22 protein-coding genes are annotated in these 23,619 nt (G+C 67.6%); 8 read left to right on the forward strand and 14 right to left on the reverse strand.

Annotation, left to right across the window (positions count from 1 at the left end; translation table 11 throughout):
- Window positions 1–58: 58 nt before the first annotated feature.
- Together R9J51_RS04675 and R9J51_RS04680 are read left to right on the forward strand one after the other, a co-directional pair.
- Window positions 59–859, forward strand: a complete 801-nt coding sequence (locus R9J51_RS04675) for a siderophore-interacting protein (RefSeq protein ID WP_179505987.1) — start codon at window positions 59–61, stop codon at window positions 857–859.
- A gap of 6 nt (window positions 860–865) precedes the next feature.
- Window positions 866–1,291, forward strand: a complete 426-nt coding sequence (locus tag R9J51_RS04680) for a GNAT family acetyltransferase (RefSeq protein ID WP_179505988.1) — start codon at window positions 866–868, stop codon at window positions 1,289–1,291.
- Between the two features lie 4 nt (window positions 1,292–1,295).
- Here R9J51_RS04680 and dapE read toward each other — a convergent pair whose 3' ends face one another.
- The 7 genes from dapE to rpmH all read right to left on the reverse strand — a co-directional run bounded on the left by dapE (window position 1,296) and on the right by rpmH (window position 6,654).
- Window positions 1,296–2,423, reverse strand: coding sequence for a succinyl-diaminopimelate desuccinylase (gene dapE / locus R9J51_RS04685; protein ID WP_179505989.1), 1,128 nt, complete (start codon window positions 2,421–2,423; stop codon window positions 1,296–1,298).
- A complete protein-coding gene (locus R9J51_RS04690; RefSeq protein ID WP_179505990.1) occupies window positions 2,420–3,088 on the reverse strand; it encodes a glutathione S-transferase family protein in 669 nt (222 codons plus the stop codon). The genes dapE and R9J51_RS04690 overlap by 4 nt, the downstream gene beginning before the upstream one ends.
- Before the next feature lie 188 nt (window positions 3,089–3,276).
- The gene (yihA, locus tag R9J51_RS04695) at window positions 3,277–3,903 is read right to left on the reverse strand and encodes a ribosome biogenesis GTP-binding protein YihA/YsxC (RefSeq protein ID WP_179506661.1); all 627 of its coding nucleotides are present in this window, start codon (window positions 3,901–3,903) and stop codon (window positions 3,277–3,279) included.
- Between the two features lie 35 nt (window positions 3,904–3,938).
- On the reverse strand, window positions 3,939–5,744 hold the full coding sequence (gene yidC, locus R9J51_RS04700; protein ID WP_179505991.1) for a membrane protein insertase YidC: 1,806 nt from the start codon (window positions 5,742–5,744) through the stop codon (window positions 3,939–3,941).
- A gap of 45 nt (window positions 5,745–5,789) precedes the next feature.
- Window positions 5,790–5,999, reverse strand: a complete 210-nt coding sequence (gene yidD / locus R9J51_RS04705; RefSeq protein WP_168555931.1) for a membrane protein insertion efficiency factor YidD — start codon at window positions 5,997–5,999, stop codon at window positions 5,790–5,792.
- 5 nt (window positions 6,000–6,004) lie between these two features.
- Window positions 6,005–6,430: a ribonuclease P protein component gene (gene rnpA, locus R9J51_RS04710; protein WP_282440975.1), complete on the reverse strand. Its 426-nt coding sequence runs from the start codon at window positions 6,428–6,430 to the stop codon at window positions 6,005–6,007.
- Between the two features lie 89 nt (window positions 6,431–6,519).
- Complete coding sequence (rpmH, locus tag R9J51_RS04715) at window positions 6,520–6,654, reverse strand: 50S ribosomal protein L34 (RefSeq protein ID WP_109797087.1); 135 nt, start codon at window positions 6,652–6,654, stop codon at window positions 6,520–6,522.
- Between the two features lie 181 nt (window positions 6,655–6,835).
- On the opposite strand from rpmH, the gene R9J51_RS04720 reads away from it, so the two are divergent.
- A complete protein-coding gene (locus tag R9J51_RS04720) occupies window positions 6,836–8,155 on the forward strand; it encodes a CHASE3 domain-containing protein (protein WP_179505993.1) in 1,320 nt (439 codons plus the stop codon).
- Between the two features lie 64 nt (window positions 8,156–8,219).
- Here the strand turns inward: R9J51_RS04720 and R9J51_RS04725 are convergent, their stop codons facing one another.
- From R9J51_RS04725 to R9J51_RS04740, 4 genes are all read right to left on the reverse strand, one after another.
- A complete protein-coding gene (locus R9J51_RS04725) occupies window positions 8,220–9,512 on the reverse strand; it encodes a serine hydrolase domain-containing protein (protein ID WP_179505994.1) in 1,293 nt (430 codons plus the stop codon).
- Between the two features lie 119 nt (window positions 9,513–9,631).
- Window positions 9,632–11,998, reverse strand: coding sequence for a TonB-dependent receptor (locus R9J51_RS04730; protein ID WP_179505995.1), 2,367 nt, complete (start codon window positions 11,996–11,998; stop codon window positions 9,632–9,634).
- A 128-nt stretch (window positions 11,999–12,126) separates the two neighbouring features.
- Complete coding sequence (locus R9J51_RS04735) at window positions 12,127–13,293, reverse strand: LuxR family transcriptional regulator (RefSeq protein WP_179505996.1); 1,167 nt, start codon at window positions 13,291–13,293, stop codon at window positions 12,127–12,129.
- Between the two features lie 149 nt (window positions 13,294–13,442).
- Window positions 13,443–13,880, reverse strand: coding sequence for a hypothetical protein (locus R9J51_RS04740; protein ID WP_179505997.1), 438 nt, complete (start codon window positions 13,878–13,880; stop codon window positions 13,443–13,445).
- Between the two features lie 214 nt (window positions 13,881–14,094).
- Here R9J51_RS04740 and R9J51_RS04745 point away from each other — a divergent pair, with 214 nt between their 5' ends.
- Window positions 14,095–15,255, forward strand: a complete 1,161-nt coding sequence (locus tag R9J51_RS04745; protein ID WP_179505998.1) for an aminotransferase class I/II-fold pyridoxal phosphate-dependent enzyme — start codon at window positions 14,095–14,097, stop codon at window positions 15,253–15,255.
- The gene (locus R9J51_RS04750) at window positions 15,252–15,746 is read left to right on the forward strand and encodes a GNAT family N-acetyltransferase (protein ID WP_168555938.1); all 495 of its coding nucleotides are present in this window, start codon (window positions 15,252–15,254) and stop codon (window positions 15,744–15,746) included. The genes R9J51_RS04745 and R9J51_RS04750 overlap by 4 nt, the downstream gene beginning before the upstream one ends.
- A 12-nt stretch (window positions 15,747–15,758) precedes the next feature.
- On the opposite strand, the gene R9J51_RS04755 is transcribed toward R9J51_RS04750, so the two are convergent.
- A complete protein-coding gene (locus R9J51_RS04755; RefSeq protein WP_168555939.1) occupies window positions 15,759–17,006 on the reverse strand; it encodes a DUF3422 domain-containing protein in 1,248 nt (415 codons plus the stop codon).
- 217 nt (window positions 17,007–17,223) lie between these two features.
- On the opposite strand from R9J51_RS04755, the gene R9J51_RS04760 reads away from it, so the two are divergent.
- Window positions 17,224–19,704 carry a transferrin-binding protein-like solute binding protein gene (locus R9J51_RS04760; RefSeq protein WP_179505999.1) on the forward strand — a complete coding sequence of 827 codons (2,481 nt, stop codon included), beginning with the start codon at window positions 17,224–17,226 and terminating at the stop codon, window positions 19,702–19,704.
- 47 nt (window positions 19,705–19,751) lie between these two features.
- Here R9J51_RS04760 and R9J51_RS04765 read toward each other — a convergent pair whose 3' ends face one another.
- Together R9J51_RS04765 and glmM are read right to left on the reverse strand one after the other, a co-directional pair.
- Entirely contained in the window at window positions 19,752–19,976 is a 225-nt protein-coding gene (locus R9J51_RS04765) for a DUF1272 domain-containing protein (protein WP_168555941.1), read from the reverse strand.
- Window positions 19,977–20,107: 131 nt separating this feature from the next.
- Window positions 20,108–21,448 (reverse strand): phosphoglucosamine mutase, encoded by a 1,341-nt coding sequence (gene glmM, locus R9J51_RS04770; protein WP_179506000.1) that lies wholly within the window; start codon window positions 21,446–21,448, stop codon window positions 20,108–20,110.
- Window positions 21,449–21,527: 79 nt separating this feature from the next.
- Here glmM and R9J51_RS04775 point away from each other — a divergent pair, with 79 nt between their 5' ends.
- Window positions 21,528–22,817 carry a cation:dicarboxylate symporter family transporter gene (locus R9J51_RS04775; protein WP_179506001.1) on the forward strand — a complete coding sequence of 430 codons (1,290 nt, stop codon included), beginning with the start codon at window positions 21,528–21,530 and terminating at the stop codon, window positions 22,815–22,817.
- Window positions 22,818–22,952: 135 nt separating this feature from the next.
- Window positions 22,953–23,567: a superoxide dismutase gene (locus R9J51_RS04780; protein ID WP_168555944.1), complete on the forward strand. Its 615-nt coding sequence runs from the start codon at window positions 22,953–22,955 to the stop codon at window positions 23,565–23,567.
- Window positions 23,568–23,619 lie beyond the last annotated feature (52 nt).

The following is a 23,619-nucleotide window of genomic DNA, read 5'->3' on the forward strand; positions in this document are numbered from 1 at the left end:
GAAGCGTAAGCGTTAACGTCAATCAACGCGCCCACTGCCAAAGACAGGCTCTGCCCCGATGACCGACCACACCACCACTTCCGCCGCTATCGGCACCACCACCACAGCCGATGCGCCCGTGATCCGCCGCATGCGCCACGATACCGTGCGGCGCACTTTGCGCATCGCGCAGGTCGTGCGGCTCACGCCCAACATGATCCGGATCGTTGCCGAAGGGCCCGAACTAGCCGGCTTCGTCAGCGGCGCGCCCGACGATCACGTCAAGATCTTCGTGGAGGGCGCCGATGGCGAGCGCGTGATGCGGGACTATACTCCCCGCCACCACGATGCCGCCGCCGGCACCTTGACCATCGACTTCTTCGACCACGAAGGCGGCCCCGTGTCAGACTGGGCGCGGGCGGCCAAGGTGGGCGATCCGATCAGCATCGGCGGCCCGCGCGGCTCGCAAGTGATCGAGGGGCCGATCGCGCACTGGCTGCTGGTGGGCGATGAAACCGCGCTGCCGGCGATCGGCCGCCGCGTGGAGGAACTGCCCGCGGGCGTTTCCGCCACCGTGATCGGCGCAGTGCCGGGCCCGGCCGACGAGCAGGCCTTTGCCAGTGCTGCCACCGTCGAAACGCGCTGGCTGCATCGCGATGCAGCCGCTGCCACCGATCCTGCGCCGCTGCTGGCCGCGCTGGCGCAAGTCGATCTGGCGCCGAACACGTTCGTGTGGATCGCTGCCGAAGCGGCCGTGGCCCGCGCAGCGCGCGAATACCTGGTGGGCGAACGCGGTCTGGACAAGCGCTGGATCAAGGCTGCCGGCTATTGGGTGGCGGGCCAGGCGGACAGCTCCGCCAAGAACCTGGGCGAGGATTGAGCGGCCATGGCCGCTGCCGGCATTCGTGAAGCCGCACCCGCCGATGCCCAGGCCGTGATCGGCCTGTGGCAGGCGGCGGGCCTGACGCGGCCGTGGAACGATCCCGCCACCGATTATCATCTGTCGATGGAAAATTCTGCTTCGGCGGTCTTGCTGGCCGAAGTGGCGGGAGAACCGGCCGCCACGATCATGGTGGGCTATGACGGGCACCGTGGCTGGGTCTATTACCTGGGCGTGGCGCCGGCGTTCCAGCGCCAGGGCCTGGGCCGCACGCTGATGCGCGCGGCCGAGGAATGGCTGACCGCGCGCGATTGCCCCAAGATCATGCTGATGGTGCGCAGCGACAACCTGGCGACCAAGGCGTTCTATGCCGCGCTGGGCTATGAACCGCAGGCAGTGGAAACCCTGGGCCGGCGCCTGGATGGGCGTTGATCGGCTACTGTGTCAGCGCAGCCAGCGCGATGCGGCGATAGATGCGGGTCAGCACGCGCAAGTCTTCCATCGCCACGGCCTCGTCCTTCTTGTGCATCGTCGCGTTGCACAGGCCGAATTCCACCACCGGGCACAGTGCGCGCAGGAAGCGCGCATCCGATGTGCCGCCCGTGGTGGAAAGTTCCGGCGCCACGCCGGTTTCGGCTTCCACCGCCTGGGCGATCAGGCTGGAAAACGCGCCGGGCAAGGTGATGAAGCTTTCGCCCGAGATGACCGCGCGTGCCGTGCCGCCATGGCGCGTGGCAATTTCGGTCACCCGGTCGACCAGGCCCTGGCCGGTGTGCAGGTCGTTGAAACGGATCGACAGGCGCGCGCGGGCCTGGGCGGGAATCACGTTGGTGGCCGGGTTGCCCACCTCGATGTCGGTCACTTCCAGGTTCGAGGCCTGGAACCAGTCGCTGCCTTCATCCAGCACCAGGGCATCGAGTTCGGCGAGCATGGCGACGAGGCGCGGGATCGGGTTGTCGGCCAGGTGCGGATAGGCAACGTGGCCTTGCGCGCCATCCACCGTGAGCCAGATATTGACCGAGCCGCGCCGGCCGATCTTCATCATGTCGCCCAGGCGGTTGACGCTGGTGGGTTCGCCCACCAGGCACAGGTCGGGCAGGGCGCCCAATTCACGCATCCGCTCGATCAGGGCCACCGTGCCATAGCGCGCGGGGCCTTCCTCGTCTCCGGTAATGATCAGGCTGATCGTGCCGGCTTCAGCCGGGATATCGGCCAGCGCCGCCACGAAAGCGGCGATCGCGCCCTTCATGTCCACAGCGCCGCGGCCATAGAGCAGGTCGCCGCGCCGTTCTGCCGTGAACGGCGCGCTGGTCCAGCCCTGGCCGGGGGGCACCACATCGAGGTGCCCGGCAAAGGCGAAATGGCGGCTGCCGACAGGGCCCTGGCGGATCGCCAGCAGGTTTTCCACCGGCCCATCGGGAGCCTCGCCCTCGACAAAACGATGCACGGCAAAGCCCAGCGGCACGACCATGGCTTGGAGCATGTCGAACACGCTGCCGGTGGCCGGGGTGACACTGGGGCAATCGATCAGGCGCTCGGTCAGGACGACGGGATCGGCACTCATGCTTGGCTCGTTTCCTCGAACTGTTCGATGGTCCACTCCTCTTCCTCGGCCGCGTCGATCCACGCCTGCATCCAGGGATGCTCCCACAGGGCCTGCATATAGGCGAGGGCAAAGCCGGGCACGCCCACGCCATAGGTGACGAAGCGCGAGACCACCGGGGCATAGATGATATCGGCCGCGCTGAACGTGCCGAACAGGAACGGCCCGCCCTGGCCGAACCGGGCGCGCGCCTCGGCCCACAATTGCAGGATGCGCACGATATCGGCGCGCACGTCGTCGCGCACTTCGGCCACGGCCTGGCGGCGGCGGATGTTCATCGGCATGTGCCCGCGCAGCGCGAAATAGCCCGAATGCATTTCCGCCACCAGCGAACGCGCCATGGCCCGTGCCGCATCGTCCTTGGGCCAGAACCGGTCGCGGCCAACCTTGTCGGCCAGGTAATCGATGATCGCCAGGCTGTCCCACACCACCGCCTCGCCATCCCACAGGATCGGCACTTTGCCCGATGAAGGCGCCAGGTTGGCATCGCGGCGCTTGGCCTCGTCCCAATCGTCGCCATAGAGCGGAACGGTGATTTCCTCGAAAGCCAGGCCCGATTGCTTGCACGCCAACCAGCCGCGCAAGGACCAGCTGGAATAGTTCTTGTTGCCGATGACCAGCTTCATGCGGGGGGCCTTTCGAGGGATCGCCTTTCCGCCTAGAGCCTGGGGCGCGGGCTGTCGAGGGTGTGCGGGCCCGCCCGCCCCTCCGTCAGCCCTGTGGGCTGCCACCTCCCCATCGGTGATGGGGAGGACCTGATCCTCCCTGACGAAGGCGGGGAGGGGGACCGCCGCGAAGCGGTGGTGGAGGGGACTCAGACCGCCGCGTCGTCCAGCACGGCGCCGCGCAGGGCGGCGATGCCAAGGCCCTTTTCCGAAGACGTCACGCTCACATCGGGATGCGCGGCAATGTGCTTGCGCGCGGCGGCCTGCGTTTGCGCCACCACCTGCTCCAGCTCGCTCGCCTTGATCTTGTCGGCCTTGGTCAGCACCACGCGATAGCTGACGGCCGCTTCATCGAGCATCTGCATCATTTCGGTGTCCACCGGCTTGATGCCGTGGCGGCTGTCGATCAGCAGCAGCGCGCGCTTGAGCACCACGCGCCCGCGCAGGAAATCGCGCACCAGGCGGCGCCACTGTTCCACCACTTTGGGCGGGGCCTTGGCAAAGCCGTAGCCGGGCATGTCGACTAGGCGGAACAGCGTGGGCTGGCCCACTTCGAAGTAATTGAGTTCCTGCGTGCGCCCCGGCGTGACCGAGGTGCGCGCGAGCGACTTGCGACCGGTCAGCGCGTTGAGCAGCGAGGACTTGCCCACGTTGGAGCGGCCGCAGAAGGCGATTTCGGGAAAATCGGGATCGGGCAGGAATTTGAGCTGCGGGGCGGATTTCAGGAATTCCACGCGGCCGGAAAAGAGCGCGCGGGCGCGCTCTTCCAGGGCCATCAGGCGCAGGCCTTCCGCGTCAGGTCCGGTTACACTCACTTGTTCTTGGGCTTTGCATTGGAGGGAGTGTTGCGCGCCGCGCTACGATCCAGGTTCTGCTGGTCCTTGGCCGCCTGCGCCTTCAATTGCGGGTGGCGGCTATAGAGATAGCGCTGCTGTGCAATCGTGAGCAGGTTCGAGGTGATCCAGTAGAGCAGCAGGCCCGAGGCGAAGGGCGCCATCACGAACATCATCATCCACGGCATCAGGCCCATGATCTGCTGCTGCGCCGGGTCCATCGCGGCGGGCTGCAGCTTGAACTGCAACCACATCGTCACGCCCAGGATGATCGCCAGCACGCCGATGGCCAGGAAGCTGGGCGGGGTGAAGGGCAGGAGGCCGAACAGGTTGAGCACGTGGAGCGGATCGGGGGCCGAGAGGTCCTTAATCCACAGCACGAAGGGCTGGTGGCGCATTTCGATGGTCAGCACCAGCACCTTGTACAGCGCGAAGAACACCGGGATCTGCAGGAAGATCGGCAGGCAGCCGGCCAGCGGGTTCACGCGCTCTTCCTTGTAGAGCTTCATGATTTCCTGCTGGGCCTGGGCCTTGTCGTCCTTGTAGCGTTCCTGGATCGCCTTCATCTTGGGCTGGAGCGCGCGCATGGCCGCCATCGAGGCGAACTGACGCTGGGCCACCGGGAACATCATGCCGCGCACCAGCAGGGTGAGCAGGATGATCGCCAGGCCGAAGTTCTTCACGCCATGGAACAGCGAATCGAGCAGCCAGAAGATCGGCTTTTCGAACCAGCGGAACCAGCCCCAGTCGATCGACAGCGACAGGTGCGTCACGCCCTGCTTTTCGTAAGCCTCGAGGACGTTGTTTTCCTTGGCGCCGGCGAAGAGGCGCAGGGTCTGGCTTTGCGTCTGGCCCGGGGCCACGCTTGCGGCCGGCCAGATCAGGTCGGCGGCGAACAGGCTGTTACCGAGCGAGCGGAAATCGGCGGTGGGCTTGGCGCTGCCATCGGCCGGGATCAGCGCCGACAGCCAGTAGATGTCGGTAAACCCGATCCAGTTGGCAGCGCCCGCCGGGGCAACCGATCCGGCCTTGGCCACATCGGTATAGTTGTTGGAGAAATTGACCGAGCCATCGAATGCGCCGATCGGGCCGGAATGGACCTGCCAGGTATCCTGGCTCATCGTCTTGTCGGTGCGGTTGATGCGCGCGAAAGGCGCGACCGAGGCGGCCGTGGGCGCGGCGTTGGTCACGCTCTGCGTCACGGTCAGCATGTAGTTTTCATCGATCGCATAGCGCAGGGCATACGTCTGCCCCGTGGCGTTCGACCAGGTCAGCGTCACCGGCGTGGCGGGCGTCAGCTTGGTGCCTTGCGCGGTGAACACGGTCTGCCCGTTGGGCGCGGCAATGCCGTTCTGGCCCAGCCAGCCCACTTGCGCGAAATGCTGCGCCGGAGTGCCGGCGGGCGAGAACAGGCGGACCGGGGGGCTTGCCTTGTCGATCGTTTCGCGGTGGCGCACCAGGGTGAGGTCGTCGACCACGCCGCCGACCAGGTTGATCGAGCCCTTGAGGCCGGGCGCATCGATCGACACGCGATTGCCGGCAGACAGGGCCTGGCTCAGGTCCTTCTGTTCCAGCGCCACGTCGGCCGGGGCCTGCAGGCCGCCTTCGCGGGTGGGCTTGGCCGGCGGGCCGTCGGTGGTGGGGGCAGCCGGGTTTGCGGCCGGGGCACTGGCCACAGGCTTGCCCTTGGGCTGCGGATAGAAATAGGCGATGCCGTAATCCCAGCCGATCAGCAGCAGGCCCATCAGGACCACCGCCAGGATCAGGTTGCGCTGTTTCTCCACTGTGCCTCGCGTTTTGTTGAATTTAGCTGGTTGGAAAGGGGCGCCCTAGGGCACGGGATCGTAGCCGCAGCCACCCCAGGGATGGCAGCGCAATAGCCGCAAGCCGGCAAGCCAGCTACCCTTAATCGCACCATGCTTCTGCCACGCCTCGATCGCGTATTGCGAGCACGAGGGGGCATAGCGGCACGAGGGGGGCAGGATGCGGGAGGGGCCAAGCTGCCAGCCCCGGGCGATGAGGATGAGCAGGCGCTTCATGGGCTTTATCGGCCGTAAGCCGGCTTGGGTTCGGTGCGCGGGGCGTTCTTGCCGCCCGATTTGCCGCCGGGCCGGTTTCCCGGCTTGCGCGGCGGGTCGCCCTTGCCGGCGGCGGCGCGGGCCAAGGCCTGCACCAGTTCGCTGCGCAGCAGGGCGAAATCGCGTTCCACCCCGTTCTCGCGGCCGATCAGCACATGATCGGCCCCGGCAATGCCAAGGCTGGGCAGCAGATCGCGCAGCAGCGCGCGAAAGCGCCGCTTCATGCGGTTGCGCACCACGGCATTGCCGATCTTCTTGGTGACCGTCACCCCAAAGCGCAGCGAGCCATCGGCGCGCGCAAGGGGGTTCACCAAAAGAACGAATCCGGGCCTTGCGACCCGGATTCCGCGATTGGCGGCGAGAAAATCCGCACGCCTGGCAATCGTGACCAACCGGGCACTGCACCGAGGAGATCGGGGCCGAGGAGAGGGGGCGAAATCCGCCCCTGCCTCATCCGACATGGTGCCCGGAAGGGACGCGATCAGGCCGACAGGTTCTTGCGGCCGCGAGCGCGACGGGCACGCAGCACCTTGCGACCACCGACGGTGGCCATGCGGGCGCGGAAGCCGTGGCGACGGGCACGCACGAGGCGGCTGGGCTGGAAAGTGCGCTTCATGGTTCAGCTCTTCTTCTTGTCTGGCGAATCGGAACAACAGGCACGCCGCCGCAACCGACGCCGAGCCGAAATCAGGGGTGGGCCGATAAGCGAGGCGGGGGCATCCGTCAAGCATTTGCCGCGCCCCCGTACCGCGCCCGACCGCGCTTGCCGCATCGCGGGCAATTGTCTAGGTGGGGGCATGGTTGCCGACGAAACCGGGCAGGCCCACGCGTCGGGCCATATATGGCGCCGCAGGCCGGCGTGGCTGACCTTGGCCTTGTTTGCCGTGCTGGTGCTGGCATTGCTGGGCACCTTTGCGCTGATCTTTGCCACCGTGGATGCCGAGCGGGTGCAGCGCGAGCAGGCCGCACGGACCAGTGCTGTGCTCGCCGCGCTTGATGGCATCGTGGCCGCCACGCTCAATGGCGAGACCGGGCAGCGCGGCTATTATATCACGTACGATCGTCGCTACCTGGAACCCTATGACCAGGGCCACGCGGCCTATCTTGCTGAAATACGCGCGCTGCGCCGCAGGCTGGGGCGCGAGATCGATCCGCAGCAGGCCGCCCTGGTCGACGAGATCGAGCGGCTGGGCGATGCCAAGTGGGCCGAAATGGCCGGCACGGTGGAACTGGTGCGGCGCGGCGAACTGGTCGAGGCGCGGGTGCGCACGCTGTCTGACGAAGGGCAACTGGCGATGGAGGGCTTGCGCCAGGCGGTGGGCCGGCTGGAGCGCACCGAGCGGGCAAGGCTGGACGCGGCAACCGACAGCGCCGCCGTGGCCGAGGCGCGCGTGGTGCCCTCGCTGGGCCTGCTGGCGGTGATCATCGCCATCGCGCTGGTGCTGGGGCTGTGGCAGGTGATCCGCACCGCGCAGGCGCAGGCCGCCGCAGCCAATGCCGCGCTGATCGCCGAAGCGCGCGATCGCGCCGACTTGCTGGCGCGCGAATTGAACCACCGCGTCAAGAACCTGTTCGCGGTGATCCTGGCGATCGTGAAGATGTCGGCCCGGGGCGACACCGCCGCCGCGCCGGCGGTGGACCGCATCGCCAAGCGCATCCACGCGCTGGTGACCGCGCACGACGTGACGCAGGGGCGGCTGGATGGCGAGGGCGAAGTGGACCTGGCCGACCTGGTGGCCAAGGCGATCGCGCCCTATCGTTCGGACAGCGAGCGTTGCAACCTGGCCGGGGGCGCCCTGGTGGTGTCGGGCCGCCATGCCGTGCCGCTGGGCCTGGTGCTGCACGAACTGGTGACCAATGCGGTCAAGTACGGCGCCTGGGCCGCGCCGGGCGGCCTGCTGGAAGTGCGCTGGGGCGTCGACGCGGACAAGACCGTGCGACTTGTCTGGCAGGAACGCGCCGCCGCGCCATTGTCGCTGCCCGAAGACGGCGTGCCGGCGCGCGAAGGCTTTGGCTCGGCGCTGATTCGCAGTTCCGAACGGCAACTGGGCGGGCGGATCGCGCGGCGCTTCTCGCCCGAGGGCATCATGGTGGAGATCACCTTCCCCCACCGCTGAGCGCAAGGACGCCGGCAGGCGCGGTGGCTTGCCGGCGCCCACGCCATCGCGGGCGTGGCAGGTGTCAGGGCCGGGGGGTGGTGCCGGCCCAGGTGGTCAGCGTCTTGAAATAGGCCAGGGTTTCTTCCAGCGCGCGATTGCCCAGGTCCGATCCTTCGGGCGGGAAGAAGCTGAGCTTGACGATCACCGTGCGCGTGGCGGGGTGGACATAGATGAACTGCCCCTGCAGGCCGAGCGCGGTATAGGCGCCGGTATCATCCAGCTTCCACCACTGGAAGCCATAGCCCGAGCGGGCGAAGGGATCGGTCACTTCCGGCGGCGGCGCAGGCGTGCCGGGATCGGCATTGGGGATCATCGCGGTGGACTGGCGCACCCACTCGGCCGGCACGATCTGGCGGCCGTTGAACCTGCCCTGGTCCAGCATCATCTGCCCCAGCCGGGCAAAATCGCGCAGCGTGGCGTTATAGCCCATGCCATTCAGTTCGCGGCCCACCCCGGGCGCACCGTCGGCCAGCCAGTAGCCATAGGATTCCATGCCCATCGGCTGCCACAGGTTCTGCGCCATGAAACTGGCGAGCGGCTGCCTGGTCGCGCGTTCCAGGATCCAGCCCAGCACGCTGGTATCGAGCGTGGAATAGTTGAAATGGCTGCCCGGCTTCCACTTGCGGCCCAGGCGCGGCGCGGTATCGGCAAAGCGTTCGGTATTGGCGACGATGGCGTTGAGGAAGATCTTGGCGGCCGTGCTGGGCGTGGCGCCGAAATCGTAGCGTTCCTCGTAATCCACGCCCGAGCGCATCTGCAGCACCTGGCGGATCGTAACCCCGTCATAGCCCGAACCCTTGAGCTCGGGGACGTAGTCGGTGACCGGCTGGTCGATCGACTTGATCGCCCCCTGGTTAACCGCGATGCCGACCAGCAGCGAGGTGATCGACTTGGCCATCGAGAACGAGATGTAGTGCGTGGCAGCGTCGGTGTTGTTGCGATAGCTTTCGTGCACGATCTTGCCATCGCGCATCACCAGCATGGCGTTGGTGAAGGTGCGGTCTTCCCAGGCATCTTCGCTCATCCGCGTGGTGCCCAGCACGGCGTCGGGCAGGGCCTTGTCCGCGCGCGGCAGCGCGGCGATGGGGCCGGAGCGGGGCACCGGGCGGGTCTGGAACAGCTGGTCCATGTTGTGGAAGGCCAGCATGTTTTCCGGCGCTTCAAGCATGTGGGTGCGCGCGGCGGCAAGGTTGGGCGGCACGGCGCCATTGGGCAGCACATGGGGCGGCGCGGTCTGCGCGCTGGCAGCGGCGCTGGCGCACAGGGCAAGGGTGGCACAGGCAAACGTGAGGGCGGCCTTGGGGCGGAAAGCCATGGCAGGGATACCTTCTGGATGATCGACAAGGGGGAAAGGGGGCCGGAAGCGTCAGGGTTGCTTCCGGCCCAGGCAGGCGGCGCCCCGGCCGGGGCGCCCAGTCAAACTTCAGGCCGGCATTACTGGCGCATCACCAGGGTGAGGCCGAAGGTGCGGGGCCGCTGCGACAGGTTGCGATAGCTGCCCACGCCCGCCACTTCGATGGAGCGGGAGAGGATCGTCGTCTCGTTGGTCAGGTTGTCGACGAAGACCGACAGATCGTAGACGCCATGGCGCACCCCGGCGCGCAGGCTGGCATAGTGCACCTGGGGCAGGGGATAGGCGCCCGGATCATAACCGCTGGTGCGCGGATCGGTGAGCGCGGCCATCTTGGCCTTGCTCTTGTACTGGTAATCGGCGCGCAGATAGCCGGTGGCCGCGCCCAGGCTGGTTTCATAGCTGGCGCCCAGCGTGGCGGTCCACGGGTGGGTTTCCAGGTGATCGCCCACCGCCGCGATCAGATAGCCGGGCGCCGGATTGGCCAGGCCGCTCACGTTCTGGGTGAGACGGGCATTGGTATAGGCCACCGTGCCGTCCAGCGTGAAGCCGGGCGCCACGCGGGCCGTGGCCTGAAGATCGAAGCCCTGGCTGCGCGCCTTGCCCAGGTTGGCGGTGAACTGCGCGCCGCAATGCTGGAGATAGACGTTCTGCTGGATGTTGCTCCAATCCACGTGATAGGCGCTGGCCGCCAGGCTCACCCCGCCCACGCGCGTCTTGGCCCCGGCTTCATAGCTCCACAGGCTGTCCGACTTGTAGGTGGAGGGCACATCGGAAAAGCCGAAGCCGGCCAGATCGGCGCCGCACTGGCTGAGCGGCACGGGCGCGTTGGTGCCGCCGATGCGATAGCCCTTGGCCGCCGTGGCATAGAGCAGTGTGGTGGGCGTGGCCTGCCAGTTGAGCGCGAACTTGGGCGTGACCGGGTTTTCGCTGACCGACTGGTTGTTCTGCAACTGGTAGCCCGAAACCGGCCCCTGGAACAGCGAGTTGCCTTCGAACTTGGTGTGCGCCACGCGCACCCCGGCGGTGACCTTGAGCGTATCGGTCAGCTTGAGCGAACCTTCGGCAAAGCCGGCGATCTGCGCATCGGCGCCGCGCCCGTCGCCAGCCAGCGAATACTTGCCATCGACCAGCGGCGTGCCCAGCACCACTTCGGGCGGCACGCCGCCAAAGATATCGGCAAAATCGGGGTCATAGACCTGCTCGCCGAAATGCTGGACCGACTTGGCATAGAAGCCGCCCAGCACCCAGGTGAGCGCGGCGTTGCTGTCGGCCGATTGCAGGCGCACTTCCTGGGTAAAGGTGCGCTGGTCGTTGCGCATGTAGGCCAGGGCCTTGTGATCGGTGCCCACCCAGGGGCTGCCGACGAACACGGCGGGCCAGATCGTGGAATAGTCGATCTCGCCGCTTTGGTCGCGCACATAGTAGGACGTGTTGCTGATCAGCTGCACCCCGCCCAGGTTGGCGCTGATGTTGAGCGCGGGCATGTAGAAGCGGTCGCGATCGGGCGAGCCATTGGGGGCGCCGCTGACGTACTTGCCCTTCGATGCGTCAGACTGGCTTTCCCACCACGGGCTGGTGTCGGCGTTGACGCGCTTTTGATAATAGAGCGACGGCGTCACTTCCACGCCATCGACCGGCGCCCATTTCAGCGCGACACGGGCCACCTGGGTCCAGCTGGAATTGACGTTCTTGAGGTATGGTGGGTTGGTCACCACCGGGTTGGCGTTCTGCCGGTCGATCCAGCCGCCATCGTGGCGATACCAGACGCTGGCGGCGATCCCCAGCTTGTCCTTGATCAGCGGGGCGGTGATCGACACGCCCAGCTCGCCCGATGCCGCGCCGCCCTGCGTGGCCGCCGCTTCGGCCCGGCCATAGATGCGGGTTTCGGTCAGGCTGGGCTGGGTGGTGATGAAGCGCACCGTGCCGCCTTCCGATCCGGCGCCGAACAGGGTGCCCTGCGGCCCGCGCAGCACTTCCACCCGCGCCAGGTCGAACACCGCGGGAAAGGCGTTGGTGGTGGAATAGCCCACCACCCGGCTCTGGATCGGGGTATCGTCGATATAGACGCCGGTGGTGGCCGCACCCACGGTGGAGCTGACGCCGCGAATGGCGATGTTGGTCTGGTTGCCAAAGCCATTGGGATCGAACTGGATGCCCGGCGTCTGCCGCACGACCCCGGAAATGTCCTTGATCCCGCGCGCATCGAGCGAGGCCTGGCTGAGCGCGGTGACCGACTGGGGCACCTTGCTGAGCGTTTCGGCGCGGCGGGTGGCGGTCACCACGATTTCGCCGGGGGCGGTTTCGGCCGGGGCGGCGGCTGCAGCCGGGCTGGGGGTTGCGTCCTGCGCCAGGGCCGGCGTGCCGCTCCACGCCAAAACGATCGCCAGGGCCAGCGGGGTGCCCCGGGCAACGGCGGTCTGCGATCGATGGAAGTGTTTGCGCTGCATCGTCTATCCCTCATCGTGCGGCGGTTGCGTCTGGCCCGTTCCGCCCAGCCCGTTCCGCCTTTGTCGCTGCGATGATGAAGGGGTTGCAGGCCGGCCTGCACCTCCCATTTGGGATATAGACTGCGATCTCAGTTTGGTTGTGGAGAAATGGCCACGCGATGGCCCTGGCTGGACAGGGAATGCAGCACCAGGCGCACGAGATCGGCCTGCCGCCCCGTGCCGGTCTTGCCGAACAGCTGCTTGAGCTGGATGCGCGCGGTGCCAACCGTGATCCCACGGCGGGCGGCATAGTCGCTGAGCGTGGTGCCGGCCGCGAGCGCGGCGGCCAACTGGGCTTCGGCCCCGGTCAGGCGGAACAGCCGGGCCAGATCGGCAGGGGCCGCCTGCGTGCGGCGCTCGGGCGCGGCGATCAGCAGCAGCACTTCATCGCGGGTCGAACCGGAAAGGCCGGCCCCGATGCTGGCCCCGATACCGGCCTGGTTGGCGCCGGCCACGGCGCGCACGTGCAAGGGATCGTCGCCCGAGGTGCCGAGTGCCAGCACGTCGGCCTGGCCCGTGGCGGCATCGGCCACCAGCGCGCGCAGGGCGGCGTTGTCCGGCACGGCGGGCGCGGTCAGCAAGCCGCCGCGCATCGTGAGGTGCGGATTGCCCGCCAGCAGGGCCTCGGCCATGGGGTTGTGCCAGGCCACGCGCATGGCGCGGTCGCACGCCACCATGGCCAGATCGGTGGCGCGCACTGCCTGTTCCAGCGCGCGGACGCGGCGCGCGGTTTCGGCGGTGTTGAGCCACAGCCGCACCGACTGGCGCAAATGCGGCAGCAGGGATTGCAGCACCGCTTCCTCGCCCGCATCGACATCGCGATCGTCGCCCGGCGCGCGATGGAACACCAACGAGAAGTGCGAGGTTTCGGTCAATCCGAAGCCCACCCAGAAGCCCGGCCCGACGCCGCACCGCGCCAGGCCTTCGCGCATGCTGGCGTGTTCGCGGTCGCTCAGGTCCAGGCTGCGGAAATCGCTGCCGATGCCGCTGTCGCTGCGGCGCGGCGGGCGGCGGTGAAAGCGCGGATTGGCGCCGGAATTGGCCCAGGAATCGTGCATCTTGGCATGTTCGAGCGACAGCGAATCGCGCGCCGTCCACACTTGTTGCAGGCAGGGGCGCGCCGAAGACAGCACTTGCGCCACCGCGCTGTGCACGCCCAGCCGCTCGCGCAGCAGATCAAGCACGGCCAGCCAGCGACCTTCCTGCTCGATCGAGCCATAGAGGTTGAGCAGCAGGGTATCGTCGAGATGCGTCACGGGCGGGCCATGCCTGGCAAGAGGGCGACAGATGACACGCAGTGTAACGGAGCGCCCGGCCATGGCAATGGGGCGTCCGGCATGGCCCCGGCGCCTGCCCGAAAGACGGCACGCCGCCAACACGGGCAGCGGGCGAAACAGGCGTCAGCTTATCCCGGCTGGCCGGCGAACAGGCTGACGATCGCCAGGGCAAGCGCGAGCACGACGATGCCCAGGCCGATATGGCGGCGGCGGCGCAAGGCGTGGGCAGCCGGGCTGCGCGCGGCCGCCGCGCGCGAGGCCGATTGCCAGTGCCAGCCTTGCCCGTCGATCCAGGCGCGCAGTTCCCTGCCCGCCACGATCCACAGCCCAGCGGCAAGCGCCGCGCAGGCCAGCGCGATGCAGGCCAGCGCCGCCGCCGGAAAGCCGGCGGTATCGGCATTGCGGCATTGCGCTTGGTTGGCACGGGCTTCCACCGTGGCGCAAGGGCCGCTGCCGGGCAGGGCGACCAGCGAATTGCCGGCAAGATCGGTGGTCTGGGCTTCGTTGACGGGCGTGGGCGGCCCGGCGGGCAGGCCGGGATCCGGCGCAGCGGAATGAAGGAACACGTGGTGTCCCGGTCGGTTCGGCATCGCTGTGTGGCCCGTCTGTGCGCTGTCCCCGCGCCTTGCCGGTGCCTGATGCATCCCGCCCGCGTGATGACGGGCAGATTACGGCTGGTTCATCTGGCAGAAAGCTTGGCCGCCGTGCGCCGGGTCGGGCCCGCGCTCAAGTGGGCGGGCGGATAGGCTGGAAGGGCAAATCGTGTTAGGCGCCATGGCCATGACTGCGCAGATCGAACCCTTTCACGCCATTGCCGTTTCCACCCTGGCACACCGCATGGCGGCCGATGCCGCCGCTGCCGGGCGCCCGGTGATCCACATGGAATTCGGCCAGCCTTCCACCAGCGCGCCGTCTGCCGCGATCGCGCGGGCGCACGCGGTGCTGGACACCGACGCGCAAGGCTATTGGGAAAGCCAGGAACTCAAGGCGCGGATCGCCCGCCATTACCGTGAAACCGCCGGGGTCATCGTCGATCCCGCGCAGGTCGTGCTGACCTGCGGCGCATCCCCCGCGCTGGTCATGGCGCTGACCTTGCGCTTTGCGCCCGGCGCGCGGGTGGCGATCGCCCGGCCCGGCTATGTTGCCTATCGCAACACCTTGCGCGCGCTGCACATGGTGCCGGTGGAACTGGTCTGCGGGCCGGCTGAGCGCTTCAACGTTACCGCTGCCGCGCTGGCGGCGATGGAGCCCGCGCCCGACGGGCTGATCCTGGCAAGTCCCGCCAATCCCACCGGCACGGTGATCGCGCCCGACGAACTCGCCGCCATTGCCAAAGTGTGCCGCGAACGCGGCATCGCGGTGATCAGCGACGAGATCTACCACGGCCTCACTTATGACGGCGCGCAGGCGCAGACCTTGCTGACGGTCGATCCCGAGGCGGTGATCGTCAACAGCTTCTCCAAGTACTTCTCCATGCCTGGCTGGCGGCTCGGCTGGCTGGTGGTGCCGCCTGCCCTGGTGGACCAGGCGCGCGCGCGGATGGGCAACCTGTTCCTGACGCCCCCGGTCTTGAGCCAGAACGCCGGCTTGGTGGCATTTGATTGCGAGTCCGAACTGCAAGGCCATCTCGCGACATATGCACGCAACCGGCAACTGGTGCTCGATGCGCTGCCAGACCTGGGCCTGGCGCGCATCGCCCCGCCCGATGGCGCGTTTTACGTGTGGGCCGATATTGGCCATCTCACCGACGATTCGATGGCGTTCTGCCTGAAACTGCTGGAAGACACGGGCGTGGCGACCGCGCCGGGGATCGATTTCGATCCGGTCGAAGGGCGCCGCTTCTTCCGCATCAGCTTTGCTGTTTCCACCGCCGAAGTGGAAGACGCGCTGGCGCGGATGAAGCCGTGGTTCGCCGCCCGCATGGCGGACGTGGCGGTGTGACCGGCCTTGCCATCCGGCCGGCCCAGCCTGCCGATGCCGCCGCGATCTGGGCCATTGTGGAGCCGGTGATCCGTGCCGGGGAAACTTATGCCTTGCCGCAGGACATGCCGCGCGACGCGGCGTTAGATTATTGGTGTGGCGCTGGCCGCCAGGCCTTCGTGGCGCAGGATGCCCAAGGCGCGGTGCTCGGCACGTATACCTTGCGCGCCAACCAGCAGGGGCGCGGCAGCCACGTGGCCAATTGCGGCTACATGACCGCGCCCGCCGCCGCCGGCCGCGGCGTGGCGCGCGCGATGTGCGCCCATTCGCTCGATGCCGCGCGGGCCGCAGGATTTCGCGCGATGCAGTTCAATTGCGTGGTCAGCACCAATGCGCCGGCGGTACACCTGTGGCAGGCGATGGGCTTTGCCGTGGTCGGCCGCCTGCCCGGCGCGTTTGACCACCCGCGCCATGGCATGGTCGATGCCTTGGTCATGTTTCGCGTGCTATAACCATTATCACGATTATTCGCTGGCGTTGCCGTGCCACACCTGTTGGCGCGCCCGGCGCAGTGTCAGCCAGGTGGCGAGAACGACCAGCGGGGTGAGCACGCCGACGGCGAGGCGGGCATCGAAATGCACCAGGCTTTCCCCGCCTTCCAGCATGTGCCCGATCAGCGCCGTGGCATAATAGCTGATGCCCACGACCGACAGCCCTTCGACCAGGTGTTGCAAGCGCAACTGGCGCGCTGCGCTGCGTTCCAGCGAGGCGAGCAGCGCCCCGTTCTGGTTTTCGATGCGGGTTTCGATGCGTGCGCGCAGCAGGGCGGTGAACTGTCCGGCGCGCGCCGCCACTTGGGCTTCGCGCCGGGAAAAAGCCGCGCAGGTGCGCACGGCGGGCAGAAAGCGGCGCTGGGTGAATTCGGCCAGCGAAAGGAAGCCGGGAATGGGGTGTGGCGCAAGGTCGGCCAAGCGCTCGTCCACCAGCAGGGCATAGGCGGCCGTAGCGCTCATGCGATAGTCGGTGCTGCTGGCGACGGCGGCAATGGCCAGCGAGAGCGTGGACAGCCGGGCCATGAGATCATCGTCGCGCACGTCGCTGCGGGTGAGTGCTTCGCCCAACTGGCGCAGATCGGCTTCCGCCTCGTCCAGCCGGGGCCAGGCCGCGCGCGCCACCGGCAGGCCGAGCAGGGCAAGGTTGCGGTAGTTGCCCAGTTCCTGCAGCCGCTGCACGGCGCGGGTCAGGTCGCCCCCTTCCAGCCCGCCAGCGGCCACCAGCATGCGGCCATAGCCATCGGGCGCGATGCGGAAATCCGACCAGATGCGCATGGCGCCCGCCACGTGGCACGAAACCAGGTCCTCCCCGGCAAAGCCCATCGCGGGCAAGGCCGCTTCGGCGGCGGCTTCGTCGGCCACGATCAGCAGCCGCGTGGCGCGCACGGTGGCGCCTGGCAGGCTTTCCATCCAGCCGATCGCCTGGTCCAGCGCGTCGCCCGCATCGGCCGGGGCGAAAAGCGTCTGCGTGCTCGCTTCGCTATGGCGTTCCCAGGTGAAAGCCAGACCGCCGGCAAGCGTGCCCGAAACGTGGCGGCGATAGGCGCGGCGCACTTCGCCGCCATCCGGCATGGCGCCCCACGCCGCCCATTCGGCATCGCGCTCTGCATCGCCGACCAGCCGCACCATCTGCACCACCTGCATCGGTGCGCGCAGCACCGGCCAGCGGCGCAAATGCATCTCGCTCACGATCTGCCGGCGCCATTCGTGTTCGTGCATGGCTTTTCTCCCCCCGCGCGCAGAATGCGCCCGAAGCGGGGGCAAGGCAATTCGTCCTTGGGCGGGGTCCGCGATAATCCGAAACAATAGGTTTATTAAGGTTGCAAAAGGCGTTGCAGGGCGCAGCCGGAATGGTACCACGCCGACGAACGCAATCGGGCGCCACGTAATGGCGCTGGATTGCCGGCGACGAAGGCGGGCAACAGGGGAACAGGGAATGGCATTGCAAGGGATGCGTGCCGGGCAGGGTGCCCGGCACGGTGCGGCGCGTGGGTGGGCCGCCTGGCCGCTGGCGCTGGTGCTTTCGGCCTGCGGCGGGGGCGGCGAAGTGGCGAGCACGCCCGATCCGACGCCCAGCCCCACGCCCACGCCAACGCCCACCGGGCCGGTCAATGCCGATCTGCTCGGGCCGCTCAAGACGGAAAGCTTTGCCACCCTGGCCGTGCGCGCCACGGGCAGTTTCGATTCCAGCCTGCGGCCCAAGGTCACGGCTGCATCGACCACCGCGACGTTCCGCTATGACGCTGCGGCGCAGACTTATTCACTGAGCAGCCCGAGCGGATCGATCACCTTCGCCAAGAGCGAGATCGATGCCAGCCAGTCCAGCGCCACGGCCACCGTCTATGCCAAGCGCAACGGCAGCACGACCGACTTCCTCACCGTGACCAAGCCCGGCACTTCGGGCACGCTGACTTATCGCTATGTCGGCAGCGCGTTCTGGGAGCATTCGGTGGTCGGCACCAATTCGGGCAGCGGCACGGTGGATGCGCTGGTCTATGGCGCGCCGACCGCCGACGCGGCGGTGCCGCGCACGGGCAGTGCCATCTATGCCCTCGATGTGCTGGGCGTGCGCACCACCGGCGCGGGCACCGAGCCGCTGGTGGGCAGCGGCACGGCGGCGGTCGAGTTCGCTTCGGGGCAGCTCGTGTTGACCGGCACTATCGTCAAGATTCCTGGCCAGCCTTTCACCGATGATTTTCACGGCAGCGGAACGCTGTCTTCGTCGGCCAATGCCATTTCGGGCGCGTTGCAACTGGGCGGCGTCCCCGACCAGACCGGCACGTTCAACGGCCAATTCTATGGTCCCAACGCCGATGAGATCGGCCTGGCTTTTGCCACCAAGTCCACCCGCACCGATGTCTATTCCTCGGTCGCCGTCGGCACGATGACCGGGCGCAAGAGCGGCACGGGCGCCCTGGCCTTTGCCGATGGCCATCCGGCAACGCCGGTCATCCTGACCACGACGGCCAAGGAGGCCACGTTCACCTCCACCGCGCCGATCGACGACAACGATGCCGCGCAGACGTTCGGCAGCGTGACCCAGGGCGACGTGGCGATGACGATCGCGTGGGACGGCAGCCATTATACGCTCACCACGCCGGCCGGCACGCGTACCTATTACGATTATGGCTATTCCCGCACGCCAGCGCTCAACGTGGCGACCGCCAGCTATAGCGCCACGCTGACGACCTATACCGCCACCACCAGCGGCGGGGTGCAGACCAACCGGTTCGACAATGCCGTGTTCGGCGCGGTCACGCCCACGGCCGCGATGCCGGTTGCGGGGACGGGCCATTATGGCCTGTCGCTGCGCGGCTATGCGGTGGAAAACGACAGTAAGAACATCCTGCTTGCCTCGGCCACCGGCGCGCTCGATGTGAATTTCACCACGGGCGCCATCGGGCTGTCGGGCACGATGACGCTGGGCGAAAGCTATTACCTGGCCACCCGCTTCCGCACGCCAGACCGGGTCGGTGCCCTGGGCGGCAGCGGCACGCTGGCGGCCAGCGCCAACAACTTTTCAACCTCGCTGACGTTTGACCGCTACAGCGGCACGCTGGCGGGCAATTTCTTCGGTCCCAAGGCCAACGAAGTGGCCGGCACCTGGCAGGCGAGCGGGGGCAGTGCCGGCGGCACCGCGTTTGGCACGTTCCAGGGCATCGACTCGTCGCGGTTCGGCGGCTTTGCCGATCAGGTGCTGACCAAGGCCTTCGACTATGCGCCGATATCGCAGACGGAGCTCGAATACGGCTATGCCATGGTGCAGTGGACGCCCGCTTCGGGAAAGTATGAATTCCGCCCGTTCTCGCAGGTCTTCGGCCTTTCCGTCTTCGCGCTCGACAAATCGAACATCGTGGCGGGCAAGGGCACGAAGCTGGCCGATTACTATGCCTTGACCGACAACAGTGGCAGCATCGAGGGCCTGATCGCCAAGCATGACGGCTCGGGCACGACCTACTCCTACCTCGGCTTTGCCGATATCACGGCAACGATCGCGGCCGATCCCACCCATCCGCAACGCATGTTGAGCTACTTCGGCTATCCCACCGTGGCCCGCCCCACCAGCGGCAGCGCCACCTACAAGGGCGAGGCCATGGGGCAGGGCCATGTCGGGGCGCTGGACTATAGCGGCGGGCTGAAGGGCACCAGCAGCTTTTCGGCCAACTTCGATACCGGCGCGCTGACCGCGAAAGTGGCGCTATCGACCACCGAGGACACGGCCCGCACCGTGGGCACGTTCTCGCAAAGCGGCACGATGGGCAGCAACGGGGCGTTCACGCTGAACGACAGCCGCAGCGTGCAGACGATGATGGGGCAATTCTTCGGGCCGGGTGCGGAGGAAGTGGGCGCGCACTGGTCCTACCAGAATGGTGACGCGCTCGCGATCAACGGGATCGCCACCGCGCGCAAGAATTGATCCCTGCCCATCCGGGCGCCAGCCACGCTGGCGCCCGGATGGCACGTTCAGGGCTTGTAGCGGCGTTCCTTGGCCGGTGGATGCTTGGCGTGCAGCGCCTTGGCCCGGGTGGGCCGGTCCATCAGTTCGCCCTGGCAATTGGGGCAGCGGTCATCCAGGTCTTCGGCGCATTCGGCGCAGAACGTGCACTCGAACGAGCAGATGAACGCGCCGGGCGCTTCGGCCGGCAGTTCGGTGCCACAGCGTTCGCAATCGGGGTGCATGGCCAGCATTGTCGGTCCTTCGGTTTGCGGCACCGGACCACTCCCCCACCGCCTCCCACAAGGTACTATCGTTGGGAGGCCGGGTGGGGGAGTGGGCCGGTGCCGCACGCAAAACGCGCTTATGCGCGTTTTGCAGCAAACTAAGCCGCGGCTTTGCGCACGGCGTCGCAGATGGTTTCAACCACTTCGGCCACTTCGTCGGCGTCGTCGGCTTCGGCCATCACGCGGATCACCGGTTCGGTGCCCGATGGGCGGATGACCAAGCGGCCGCGCCCGGCAAGGCGCGCTTCGGCCTGGGCGATGGCGTCCTTGACGCTATTGGCCTCCAGCGGCTTGCCCCCGGCAAAGCGCACGTTCTTGAGCAACTGGGGCACGGGATCGAACAGATGCAGCGTCTGGCTGGCGGGCTTGCCGCTGGAAACCAGCGCGGCCAGCACCTGCAGCGCGGCGATCGTGCCGTCGCCGGTGGTGGCGTGGTCGGTCAGGATCATGTGGCCCGATTGCTCGCCGCCCACGTTGAAGCCGCCCTCGCGCATCTTTTCCAGCACGTGGCGATCGCCCACGGCGGTGCGCACCAGGTCCAGCCCCTGGGCCTTGAGGAAGCGTTCGAGGCCGAGGTTGGACATGACCGTAGCGACCACGCCGCCGCCGGTCAGCGCGCCGCGCTTGGCCATCTGGCTGCCGATCAGCGCCATGATCTGGTCGCCATCCACGGTCTGGCCCTTTTCATCCACCACGATCAGGCGGTCGGCATCGCCATCGAGCGCAATGCCGATGTCGGCGCGCACTTCGCGGACCTTGGCCTTGATCGCGTCGAGATGGGTGGAGCCGACGCCGAGGTTGATGTTCTTGCCGTTGGGTTCGACGCCGATGGCAATCACTTCCGCGCCCAGTTCCCACAGCGCCGAAGGGGCCACGGTATAGGCTGCGCCATTGGCGCAATCGACCACGATGCGCAGCCCATCCAGGCGCAGGTTGTGCGGCAGCGAGGCCTTGACCGCGTGGATATAGCGGCCGCGCGCATCCTCGATGCGGCGGGCGCGGCCCACGTCGGTGGCCGGGGCCAGGCCCAGGTCTTCCTCCAGCAGCGCCTCGATCGCCAGTTCGTCTTCATCCGACAGCTTGAAGCCATCGGGGCCAAACAGCTTGATGCCGTTGTCTTCGAACGGGTTGTGGCTGGCCGAGATCATCACGCCCACGTCGGCGCGCATCTCGCGCGTGAGCATGGCGACGGCGGGCGTGGGCAGGGGGCCGAGCAGGACCACGTCCATCCCCACGCTGGTGAACCCGGCGGTCATCGCGTTTTCCAGCATATAGCCCGAAAGGCGCGTGTCCTTGCCGATCACCACGCGGTGGCGGTGATCGCCGCGCTGGAAATAGGTGCCGGCCGCCTGGCCCACTTTCATGGCGGTTGCCGCGGTCATCACCCCGGCATTGGTCCGGCCCCGGATGCCATCGGTGCCGAAGAATTTGCGTCCCATCGCGAAGATCTTGTCCCTTTGCTTGGCGCCCCCAAGGCCCCATTGCACTGGCTCCCTACACCATTATTCTCACCATGGCATGAACCAAGCGATTACCGATCCGTCATCCGCCCCCGAAGGCGGCCTTCCCCCGATCACGCGCGTACCGGCGCTGTGGATTTTCCTGGGCCTGGTCGGTGGACTGGCGCTGGGGCTGGCCCTGGCCTTTGCCGCGCCGGGCGCCCTGCCGCCAGTCCTGGCCGTGGCAGGGCCGGTGGGCGATCTGTGGCTGCGGGCCTTGCGCGCCACGATCATGCCGCTGGTGGTGGCGCTGCTGTTCACCGGCGTGGTGCAGACCGTGGCGGCCGCCCGCGCCGGGGCGATGGCGCGCCGCGCGCTGGCCTGGTTCATGGTGGTGCTGGTGGGTGGTTCGGCCATGGCCGGGCTGTTTACCCCGCTGCTGTTGGCGCTGGTCCCGATCCCGCAAGGGGCGGGCGCGGCGCTGCGCGCCAACGTCGGCGCGGCGGCGGCCGATACGGCCACGACGATGCCTTCGCTTGCCGATTTCGTGACATCGATGGTGCCGGTCAACGTGTTCACTTCGGCCGCCGGCGATGCGGTCTTGCCGGTGATCCTGTTCACTGGCGTGTTCGCCATGGCGGCAACCCGGCTGGTGGCGGCGCAGCGGCAAAGCCTGCTGGTCTTTTTCGAGGCCATCGCCGGCGCCATGCTGGTGGTGATCGGCTGGGTGCTGTGGTGCGGGCCGGTGGGGGTGTTCGCCTTGAGCCTGGTGGTGGCGGCCAAGAGCGGCACCGCCGCGATCGGGGCCCTGGCGCATTACGTGATGATCGTGGGGCTGACCGGCACCGTGGTGTTCCTGGCGGCCTATCCGCTGGCAGTGCTGGCCGGGCGCCAGCCGCTGGGCGCCTTTGCCCGCGCCATGCTGCCGTCGCAGGCGCTGGCGCTGTCCACCCAGTCCTCGCTCGCCTCGCTGCCCGCCATGCTCAACGCCTGCCGCAGCCTGGGCCTGCGCGATGCCACCAGCGAACTGGTGCTGCCGCTCGCGGTTGCGCTGTTTCGCGGCACCGGCCCGGCGATGAACTTCGCCGTGGCGATCTATGTGGCGCACTGGTTCGGGGTGCCGGTCGATAGCTGGCACATGCTGGCCGGCTTTGCCGTGGCCAGCGTGATGAGCTTTGGCGCGGTCAGCCTGCCCGGCACGATCAGCTTCGTTACCTCGATCGGGCCGATCGCGCTGGCCATGGGCGTTCCGGTAGAGCCGCTGGCCTTGCTGGTGGCGGTGGAAATGCTGCCCGACCTGATGCGCACGCTGGGCAACGTGACGATGGACGTGGCCGTGACGGCGGCGGTGGCCGCCCATGACGATTGATCAGTTTGCGCTTGGACCACGATCAGAAAAATTCACTGGAAATCGCTGTCAAATGGCATAGGCCGCGATGGCAACCGATGCCGACCTGAGGCGTTGGTTTGGCATTGCCCAATTCCCTGACGAAACGGAGCGACCATGGCGATTTCCCTTCTTCCGCTGCCCTATGCTGACAGCGCGCTGGATCCCACGATCTCGGCGGTGACCCTGCAGACGCACCACGGCAAGCACCACAAGGCCTATGTCGACAAGACCAATGCCGCGATCGACGGCACCGACCTGGCCGACAAGAGCCTGGAAGACATCGTTGCCGCGGCGCAAGCCAAGGGCGACAAGGGCCTGTTCAACAACTCGGCCCAGACCTGGAACCACGGCTTCTACTGGCACAGCCTGACGCCCGAAACCAGCGAACCGACCGGTGACCTGGCCGCCGCGATCGAAGCCTCGTTCGGCTCGCTCGACGCGCTCAAGGCCGAACTGGCTGCGCAAGGCGCCGCGCACTTTGCCTCGGGCTGGGTGTGGCTGGTGGCCAAGGACGGCAAGCTGGCGGTAGAACAGACCCACGACGCGGCGACGTATTCCGACCTGTCGGGCAATCCGCTGCTGGTGATCGACCTGTGGGAACACGCCTACTACGTCGATTACAAGAACCTGCGTCCCGACTATCTCAAGGGCGTGATCGAAAAGCACCTCAACTGGGGCTTTGCTGCCGAAAACCTCGGCCGTGGCACGGTCTGGGCCTACCCGGCCTGATCGCCGCGCGCGAGCGCAGCCTAACAAAAAAGGGCAGGCCCACAAGGCCTGC

The organism is Novosphingobium rhizosphaerae, from assembly GCF_050920675.1.
Taxonomy (GTDB): Bacteria; Pseudomonadota; Alphaproteobacteria; order Sphingomonadales; family Sphingomonadaceae; genus Novosphingobium; species Novosphingobium rhizosphaerae.

Bases quoted from the DNA above. Each gene is read 5' to 3' on its own strand.
- R9J51_RS04675 (WP_179505987.1), top strand. From the start codon at position 59: ATGACCGACCACACCACCACTTCCGCCGCTATCGGCACCACCACCACA.
- R9J51_RS04680 (WP_179505988.1), top strand. From the start codon at position 866: ATGGCCGCTGCCGGCATTCGTGAAGCCGCACCCGCCGATGCCCAGGCC.
- dapE (WP_179505989.1), bottom strand. From the start codon at position 2,423: ATGAGTGCCGATCCCGTCGTCCTGACCGAGCGCCTGATCGATTGCCCC.
- R9J51_RS04690 (WP_179505990.1), bottom strand. From the start codon at position 3,088: ATGAAGCTGGTCATCGGCAACAAGAACTATTCCAGCTGGTCCTTGCGC.
- yihA (WP_179506661.1), bottom strand. From the start codon at position 3,903: ATGGCCCTGGAAGAGCGCGCCCGCGCGCTCTTTTCCGGCCGCGTGGAA.
- yidD (WP_168555931.1), bottom strand. From the start codon at position 5,999: ATGAAGCGCCTGCTCATCCTCATCGCCCGGGGCTGGCAGCTTGGCCCC.
- rpmH (WP_109797087.1), bottom strand. From the start codon at position 6,654: ATGAAGCGCACTTTCCAGCCCAGCCGCCTCGTGCGTGCCCGTCGCCAC.
- R9J51_RS04720 (WP_179505993.1), top strand. From the start codon at position 6,836: ATGGTTGCCGACGAAACCGGGCAGGCCCACGCGTCGGGCCATATATGG.
- R9J51_RS04725 (WP_179505994.1), bottom strand. From the start codon at position 9,512: ATGGCTTTCCGCCCCAAGGCCGCCCTCACGTTTGCCTGTGCCACCCTT.
- R9J51_RS04730 (WP_179505995.1), bottom strand. From the start codon at position 11,998: ATGCAGCGCAAACACTTCCATCGATCGCAGACCGCCGTTGCCCGGGGC.
- R9J51_RS04745 (WP_179505998.1), top strand. From the start codon at position 14,095: ATGACTGCGCAGATCGAACCCTTTCACGCCATTGCCGTTTCCACCCTG.
- R9J51_RS04755 (WP_168555939.1), bottom strand. From the start codon at position 17,006: ATGCACGAACACGAATGGCGCCGGCAGATCGTGAGCGAGATGCATTTG.
- R9J51_RS04760 (WP_179505999.1), top strand. From the start codon at position 17,224: ATGGCATTGCAAGGGATGCGTGCCGGGCAGGGTGCCCGGCACGGTGCG.
- R9J51_RS04765 (WP_168555941.1), bottom strand. From the start codon at position 19,976: ATGCTGGCCATGCACCCCGATTGCGAACGCTGTGGCACCGAACTGCCG.
- glmM (WP_179506000.1), bottom strand. From the start codon at position 21,448: ATGGGACGCAAATTCTTCGGCACCGATGGCATCCGGGGCCGGACCAAT.
- R9J51_RS04775 (WP_179506001.1), top strand. From the start codon at position 21,528: ATGAACCAAGCGATTACCGATCCGTCATCCGCCCCCGAAGGCGGCCTT.
- R9J51_RS04780 (WP_168555944.1), top strand. From the start codon at position 22,953: ATGGCGATTTCCCTTCTTCCGCTGCCCTATGCTGACAGCGCGCTGGAT.